Genomic DNA, 8,130 nt, shown 5'->3' with positions numbered 1-8,130 from the left:
GCATGCTGGCGGGCGCAAACGGGAAGGGGGGTGGATTGTTCGACTGCTTGTCACCCAGATCCATCCCCGCCGGACAGAAGGCAGCACGACCGCTGACACAGCCCAAAGGAATCACCAGCAGGGTAAGGATGGTCGAAATCATGACCCCGAAGAGCAGGGAAATACCCATGCCCCGGAAAATCGGGGAAGTGATGATTTCTGCCGAACCGAGCATGAGCGCCAGTGCCGTAATCACAATGGGCCGGGTACGGGTCGCGCAGGCTTCAATCAGGGCATCCATGACCGGCATGCCTTCGGCCACTCTTTGCTGGGAGTAATCCACCAGCAGAATGGAATTGCGCACGATGATGCCGGCCAGAGCAATGAAACCGATCATGGAGGTGGCCGTAAAGCTCGCACCAAACAGCCAGTGACCGGGTAAAATCCCGATCAGGGTCAGAGGAATGGGCACCATGATAATGGCGGGGATGACAAAATTCCCGAATTCCCAGACTACCAGCATGTAGATGAGGACAATAGCCACGGCAAAGGCAATGCCCATATCCCGGAAGGTCTTGTAGGTCACGGTCCAGGCACCGCCCCACTTGATCGTGGCATGATTACCGCTGGGAACGCTGATCCAGTCGATGCCCAGCGGGTGTCCATCGGGGGTCAGATAACCGGACAGGGCATCTTCGACTTCCAGCATACCGTACAGCGGGGCGTCCAGACGTCCCCTGCTGCCTGCCGTCACATATTCAACGGGCTTGAGATCCTGCTGGTAGATGGGTTGTTCCGCTCTCTCGCGATCAAAATGGCCCAGCGTATAAAGAGGTACGGCGCCATAACTGACGGAGGGTACGGGAAGTGCCGCCAGACTATAGACATTACTGCGCAGGGCCAGAGGCGCCTGCAGCACGGCCGGTACCGCAAGATTCTGTCCGTAGGGGGTAAAGTTACCCAGCTTGTAGCCACCGAGGGTCATCGCCAGGGTTTCGTTGAGGGCGCTGGGCCGCACACCGGCCATGCCCGCCTTGATGGCATTCAGATGAAAGTGCCAGTAGTCATGGGGGGCTTCCAGGGTGTTATCCACCTCGGTGAGGTTTTTGGCCCGGGCAAATTCGGCCGTCACCTGCCGGGTGACCGCGTCGCGGATGGCGGCAGAAGGGCCATAAACTTCGGCCACCACCGGCGCCAAAACCGGTGGCCCCGGCGGACTTTGCACGACGACAATATGGGCCTGGTGTTGCGCCGCGATGGGCGTAATCAGCCGCCGCGCGACGACAGCAAGTTCGGAACTGGAGGCACTGCGTTCGGCTTTGCCGAGTAACTGCACATGAATCATGGCCTGCCAGGGCTGGTTGCGCAGGTAGTAATGCCGCACCATGCCATTGAAATCATACGGTTCCGGCGTGCCCACATAACTTTGCAGCGCCCGGACATCCTTCATCCCCTGTAAACTCTGTACCACCTCGGCCGTCACATTGGCGGTTACCGGCATGGCGGTACCCGCCGGCATGTTGATGACGACGTTAAAGGCACTGGAATTACCATGGGGCAGCATGGTGAAAGGCACCCACTCGACCAGAAACAGCGCCAGACTGGCAAAAAACGCGACCACAATGCCACCCAGAAACAGGCGACCATAAAATTTGCGGCGAATCAGCGGAATCAGGGTGTTCCGGAAAAATTTGCGCAACCAGGTGGCCTGCCGGTGTTCGCCCTTATGCATACGTTCCAGGGTTTTCAGGCTGGGTTTGAAACGCAGCATCAACCAGGGGGCCAGAGCGAAGGCCGTGAACAGGGAGAAGAGCATGGCCACAGAACCCAGTACCGGAATGGGGGCCATGTAAGGGCCCATCATCCCGCCCACAAAACCCATGGGCAGCAAGGCGGCAATGACCGTAAAAGTCGCCAGAATGGTGGGATTACCCACTTCGCGCACGGCATCAATAAGGGTTTCAGTGGACGTCGTCCCTTCCTGCAGCCAGCGGCGATACACGTTCTCGACAATCACGATGGAGTCGTCGACGAGAATACCGATGGAGAAAATCAACCCGAACAGGCTGACCCGATTGATGGTAATTCCCAATAACCAGGCCGAGAATACGGTAATCAGCAAAATCAGCGGGATGGTGATGACCACGACAGCCGCCGCCCGCCATCCCAGGGCCAGCAGAATCAGCAGGGTGACGGCTGCCGTGGCGACAAAAAGCTTGAAGAGCAGGGAATCGACCTTGGCATTGGCTTTTTTGCCGTTATCACGGGTGATGCTGACATGCACATTACCGGGAATGACCGTTCCTTCCAGACTGTGCATTTTCTGGATGAGGGCACGGGCGACCGTCACCCCGTTGCTGCCGGCAATTTTGGCCAGGGCAATGGTGACCGCCGGAGCGCCATCCACTTCGGGCTGATTTTTGCCGGCCTTCTGGTAATAAGTCACCAGACTGTGGGGATCGCTGGGGCCGAGCCGGACCTGCGCCACCTGAAACAGATACACCGGTTCTCCTTCATACACCCCGACCACCAGATTGCGGACTTCTGCCGGCGTGCGCAGAAACTGTCCGGTGACAATGCGCATCTGCATGTTTTGCACATCGGTCCGCCCGGTTTCCGTCTGGGCATTGGAAGCCTTGATCGTTTGCGCGACCTGCTGCGGGGTGATGCCATAAGCGGCCAGGCGGCCCGGATGAATATCGACGGTCAGTGTTTCCTGAGGACCGTGGACAATAAAACTCTCCCCGGTCTGGGGAACCTGCTTGAGATGCTGCAACGCGGTGCGGGCAATTTCGTTGAGGGTGGCGGGACCGACCTCCCGGGACCAGAGCGTAAAGGTCATGAAGGGGACGCTGTTGATGCCCTTGGCACGGACCAGAGGATGGGTGGCTCCCGGCGGAATCCGGTTCATGTTGGCGGCGAGTTTGTTGTAGACCTCCACCAGGGAGGGACCCATCCGTCTGCCCACCTGAAAGCGCACGGTGACCATGGATTCGCCGCGATTCGACACCGAATACACGTGGCGCACGCCGGGCAGCTCGCTCATCATGCGTTCCAGAGGATCACTGACCATGCGCGAGACTTCGGCAGGCGAGTGCCCCGGATAACCCACAAAAATATCAATCATGGGCACGGAGATTTGCGGGTTGGAAGCTCTGGGCGTGGAAATCAGGCCGAGAATGCCCGCCGCGAGCAGCACAATCAGGAGCAGGGGCGCCAGCGGCGAACTGACAAAAATCTTCGCGATAGAACCGGCCAATCCCAGACTGCGCGAGGGTTTGGTTTCCGGGGTTTCCGGCTCAGGGGTTTGGCAACCGTTATGCATGGCGCTTACTCCCCGGCAGTCGCACTGGTCTGGAGCTGATAACCGGACCCGATTCCGGCGGGGGGATCATTGACGATGATCTGACCCACGCGCAGTCCGGCCAGCACCTGAATCTGCCCATCCGGCAAGGGTCCACCCAGGCGCAGCACATGCATTTCGGTCACCCCCTGATGATCCACCAGCACCGAGGGCAAAGAAGTCCCGGGAATGAGGGCGCTCCGGGGAATGGCCGGTTCATTCTGGGCAGAGCTGCCGTAACTGGGCAGACTGATGGTCGCGTACGCTCCGACACGAATGGCGGCATTGCGGGGCAGACTGACCTTGACGGCCACCGTATGGGTTTGGGGATTGGCCTGGGGGGCGACATGAACGACCCTGCCACTCACCATGCCCGCGTTGTCTCCCAGATGGACGGGCAGGGATTGCCCGGGGTTCAGATTGCCCGCCAGACTTTCCGGCACCTTGACCAGCAGTTGCTTGGGTCCACCACTGCCCAGCACCATGAGCGGCTGACCGGGCTGCACAATATCCCCCGGATTAACCTCTTTTGCGAGGACTACGCCCTGAAAGGGGGCGATGGAAACCGAGTTGTTCATCTCCGCCTCAATCTGACGGATTCTCCAGGCCGAAGCCTCCAGCTGGGTTTGTGCCTTGAGGGCGGTAGCTTTCCGGTTTTCCAGATTGGATTGATAGGTGGCCCAGGGATTCTGGCTGTTGCCCATCATGGCCTTGAAGCCCTGGCCCATCCAGGTAAAGGGGTTCATGAAAGAGGGGGGATCATAACTGTAAAGCTGATATCCGTACTGGGAATAACCGTTGTGCAGGGCGACTTCATCGGCCTGATAGGCCGCAATGGCCTGGGCTTTCTGGGCAAGCAGCTGATCGTCATCCAAAGCCACCAAAGGCTGGCCCGGTGCAATGGGCATTCCGGCTTCACCCGCCACAAATTTGACCCGGCCTGGCAACTGGGCACGCAGGGTGACCGTAAACGCCGGGATGACCCGGCCCCCCAGTACGGGGCCAATGCCGGGCGCCGTTTGCACCGTTACGAGGCTCGGCGCGGCCGCCAGGGCCGTGCCAAAGCCCATGCCAAAAAGGAGCGGGCCGCAAACTAATGCATAACGCCAGGTGTTTGTTTTCATAGACAGGTTCCTTGCAAGTTTTGTGAGCTTTAGCAATGCCCAAAGTGATTGCCTGTCTATTAGCAGAAACTGTGCCAAATAATAAGAGTATGTAAAATATGGTTTTTATAAAATCCCTAAAAATCACTGCAACAATTTAATTTTTTATCTAATTGTTAAATATGTATTTTGTTATGTTGAATCGTTGCAACGGAGTGTTGCAGTGCTATGCGGCGGTCAGGTCGTGCTTTTGCTGATCAGAGGATGCACTGGCTTTGATAGCGATGGGCAGGACAAGGCTAGGACTGGTCGGGTGACCCCACCGGCTGATATGGTTGACGATTAACAGGCAATGATTACGGGGATCCAAAACATGACGAAGAACCTATCCTCCAGCACCTTGAGAATCGGGCGAACCGTACAACATGCGCCAGCCGTGGATTTGGCAACTATTCAGGCAGATTTTTCACCGTGCCGTACCTGGCGGTATGGATTGCGCTTGCCATTTCGTGAGCGTAAAGGCGCTATGATGGCGGTTTTTCTCAAAAATCCTTCCAGTGCCAGTGAGCTCTCCGCAGACAAAACCGTACGCACGGCCTCGGAATATGTATGGCGCAATTTCCCGGAAAGTGGGGGGGTCCACATTTTGAATCTTTTTGCGCTCAGGGGTACAGACAGTAAAGAAGTGGGGAAAGCGTTGCTTGCGAAGGGCGCGGCGCATGTAGTCGGCCCGCAGAATGACAAGGTCATCAAAACAACGCTTGCGGCAAGTTCGGGAGTGATTATCGCCTGGGGAGGGCATGCCGGTATTCCGGCCTCTGCCTATGATCAGCGGGTGTGCAGTTGTCTGGAATTACTGGTAGAAAGCGGATTGCCGGTATGGCGTAATGCCCGTAAAGGATCCGAAAAATACCCCTTTCATGCCTGTTATTGGGCTTATCAGGATACATTGATTCCGCTTTCCTAATTTTACAGGGAAACCCGAATAATCATGACCGCCAGTGCGACGGTAATGCCAAATAAAATAACGCCATAGAGACCATACAGGAATTTATGGACATGGTAGCAGCCTTCATCTACCTTCTTGACGGTGCGAATGAAATTGATACCACCGATCATCAGGTTGGTGATTCCCAGGACAATAAATATAATGCCCATTCCTGAGAACCCTTCTCCCATAACCAGCTTGGTGTGGAGCATGATGGAAAGTTGTTCCAGAAAAAAATCGAACTTTTCGATGACAAAGCCAAAAGCAATCAGACCAATACCCGTTCGTACCCATGCCAGAAAAGTACGTTCGGCGGCCATGTAAATACGCGGATCAATAATCTCTTTTGCTGCCACGGGGGGTCCTTTTTCAATATGTTGCAGATCAAACATAAAATTCAAGCCTACCACAAAAACCAGAGCAATGGCTGGCCAGGTCAGTACATTGAAAAGCCCGGTAAAAAAATGGCCCAGTTTTGCGTAATGTAATGCCAAAAACAGTACGGCAAGACGGGCTGAAACCAATCCTGTTCCGATCGATACAAACAGTAGCTTAAAGTAACCTAGATACGTGCGTTCCAGCGCCATGTACAATCGTGGTTCTTGTACGGTTGGCAGGCGTTTCAGGAACATCATGGCTGGGTTCACCGAATGATTGGATGGGCAGGATCAGGACGTTAAATTATGGCGTGGCGCAGTCTATCGCGAAATACTCCGACCGTGAAGCGGTGTTGAAACATCATCCTGAAAATGCCCCACAGTTCTTGACGCGAAGCAAAGGGAAGGCTAGGATACGCCCACTTTTCCCCGGTAGCTCAGTCGGTAGAGCGGGTGACTGTTAATCACTAGGTCGGCAGTTCGAGCCTGTCCCGGGGAGCCAAAAGAATCAGGCACTTAGCGTAATTTGCTAGGTGCCTTTATTTTTGTGATCCAACCTATATCCAACCTCAGCGTTAAACGATGTCCTTTGGTGAAGGTGGATAATGAAGTCTGCTTTTGAGTATGTATTAACCCATTGATTATTATAAGAGGAAGACCCTTATTTCTCACGAAGTGTACTCCAGGACTGGTACCAGAGTTTTCTCCAAGAGGCTATCTGGTTTTTTTCCAGTATCACCCAGGAGCAAGCCATTACCTGTGAACATTCGCGCACAAAAAAAGCCCGCAGCATGAGCGGATACTCAGAGGCTACGGGCTGACAACCGGGTACAACGTCAGGGGAGAAACTTCCGCGCAAGGTACGGTAGCATTCCCACAATATATTCCTCATCCATGCACAGGCTATGGAGGGCGGTGTACATGTCTTTTGGAGTGGTGTTCATAATGGCTGATTCCAGGAAACAGCCGGCATCTGCATAGTTGGGTTCAACCAGCGTACGTCCCATGATTCTTTGGCCCTGGTTGTCATGGACCTCAACAATAACCATGGAGGTTGCTGATTTTCTATTAGGCTTGAGTTTTTTGATGAACTGGTCGCGGTCGTTATCGACCCGTTCAACGATGTCTTTGAGTGCGTCATCAGGGTAGGACAGGGTGGCCGTAGCCAGGATGTCCATCTCAACGGTTACATGGATCATAATTACCTCTCTTGTGTATTGAAAACCGGTTCTCCCGGTTGCGTGAAAGCACCTGAATTGGTGCATGGGAAAATCTGGAGACAGCCAGTACTGGTCCATACGGACAGAAGCCAAAAAAAACCGCACCTGAAAAGATGCGGTTTGGAACTGAAGTGGTCAATACGAGGTAGTTTTGAATGTTATCATTTGGTTATTAAACGGCCCGCCAGATAGAGGCGACCCGGGAAAGTAACCCCGATGATTGTTTGGATCCATGCGCGGGTATTTGCACGACTGACCGTGCCGGACCTACCTGCTCGGCTCCGTAGAGATTGAATACATCCAGCCAGTCGAGGGATTTTGCCTCTTCTGGAATCGGATGTTGGGGTAACACAATACGGGTTCTACGGCCCTGTTCATGCAATCGTAGTGCCGCTTTTTGCGCGCTTTCTATACCAGGGCAGACCAGCTTGCCATGAATCATTTGTGGCCTGTCCTTGTCTGCCCATAAAACGACACTGTGGGCCTCATCGGGTGGTTCAAAGGCCGCCATCATGGTGTCCGAAATGAGACCCCACACGGGTTTTTGCCGGGCGGTCATAATCGCAGCAGCCGTTTCCAGACCTTCGGCACCCTGTACGACGCCATTGACGACGGGGCCGAGCCGAATGGCTGCGCCAGACGTGCTTTTCCCAGGCAATGGCGTCATCAACTTTTTGGGTGCGGATACTGGAGCCTTTCCATGCCCTTCAGGATGGAGATAAGTGCGATGCAGATTGACCGCATCGCCATTTTTGGCGGTGACCAGACATAAGAGAGCGGGGAAACGACCGTTGAGTTCACCCTCCTGATAATAAGTCAGGCTGGGATGAAACCGGATGACTGCATCCGGGTTGGGGATTAAATGCAACCAACCTTCCAAAGGAATACCGCGAGATTCAAAATAGTTTCTCGCCGCTTTGGCCCGGCTATCCGTTATTGGGACGCTTTGGGTCCAGGTATCGCTTAATCGCTTACTGGCATTCATCCGTTCTGGCACCTTGGGCGGGGCGGGTGCCCGCCGTTGTGTAAATTCCTGAAGTTCACCCGTACCGAGTAATTCTGCCACGGCTTTCAGGGTGGTGACAAAATCCCAGTTGCGTAACCACATCAATAAGGCAAA

6 protein-coding genes and 1 tRNA gene are annotated in these 8,130 nt (G+C 54.7%); 2 read left to right on the top strand and 5 right to left on the bottom strand.

Annotated features, from left to right (window positions below; translation table 11 throughout):
* On the bottom strand, positions 1-3,304 hold a 3,304-nt coding region (locus tag AC2VLY_RS14300; protein ID WP_486922514.1), incomplete at its 3' end, for an efflux RND transporter permease subunit.
* A 5-nt stretch (positions 3,305-3,309) separates the two neighbouring features.
* A complete protein-coding gene (locus AC2VLY_RS14295; RefSeq protein ID WP_486892379.1) occupies positions 3,310-4,446 on the bottom strand; it encodes an efflux RND transporter periplasmic adaptor subunit in 1,137 nt (378 codons plus the stop codon).
* 352 nt (positions 4,447-4,798) lie between these two features.
* Between AC2VLY_RS14295 and AC2VLY_RS14290 the strand changes: the two genes are divergently transcribed.
* Positions 4,799-5,392, top strand: coding sequence for a DUF1643 domain-containing protein (locus AC2VLY_RS14290; protein ID WP_486892380.1), 594 nt, complete (start codon positions 4,799-4,801; stop codon positions 5,390-5,392).
* 2 nt (positions 5,393-5,394) lie between these two features.
* On the opposite strand, the gene AC2VLY_RS14285 is transcribed toward AC2VLY_RS14290, so the two are convergent.
* Positions 5,395-6,048 (bottom strand): YidH family protein, encoded by a 654-nt coding sequence (locus tag AC2VLY_RS14285; RefSeq protein ID WP_075322922.1) that lies wholly within the window; start codon positions 6,046-6,048, stop codon positions 5,395-5,397.
* A 168-nt stretch (positions 6,049-6,216) separates the two neighbouring features.
* Between AC2VLY_RS14285 and AC2VLY_RS14280 the strand changes: the two genes are divergently transcribed.
* Positions 6,217-6,292 (top strand) — tRNA-Asn (locus AC2VLY_RS14280).
* A 334-nt stretch (positions 6,293-6,626) separates the two neighbouring features.
* On the opposite strand, the gene AC2VLY_RS14275 is transcribed toward AC2VLY_RS14280, so the two are convergent.
* Both AC2VLY_RS14275 and AC2VLY_RS14270 read right to left on the bottom strand, forming a co-directional pair.
* Complete coding sequence (locus AC2VLY_RS14275) at positions 6,627-6,989, bottom strand: hypothetical protein (protein ID WP_139112218.1); 363 nt, start codon at positions 6,987-6,989, stop codon at positions 6,627-6,629.
* Between the two features lie 193 nt (positions 6,990-7,182).
* Positions 7,183-8,130, bottom strand: a 948-nt coding sequence (locus tag AC2VLY_RS14270; protein WP_486922512.1) for a DUF7146 domain-containing protein, incomplete at its 5' end; no start/stop codon positions are given.

This window comes from Acidithiobacillus sp. TH-A36, assembly GCF_057473445.1.
Note: the sequence above shows the minus strand (reverse complement) of the source record. Positions and strands in the feature narration are given on the sequence as shown.

Coding starts and splice junctions, on each gene's coding strand:
- AC2VLY_RS14285 (WP_075322922.1), bottom strand. CDS start 6,048: ATGATGTTCCTGAAACGCCTGCCAACCGTACAAGAACCACGATTGTAC.
- AC2VLY_RS14290 (WP_486892380.1), top strand. CDS start 4,799: ATGACGAAGAACCTATCCTCCAGCACCTTGAGAATCGGGCGAACCGTA.
- AC2VLY_RS14295 (WP_486892379.1), bottom strand. CDS start 4,446: ATGAAAACAAACACCTGGCGTTATGCATTAGTTTGCGGCCCGCTCCTT.
- AC2VLY_RS14275 (WP_139112218.1), bottom strand. CDS start 6,989: ATGATCCATGTAACCGTTGAGATGGACATCCTGGCTACGGCCACCCTG.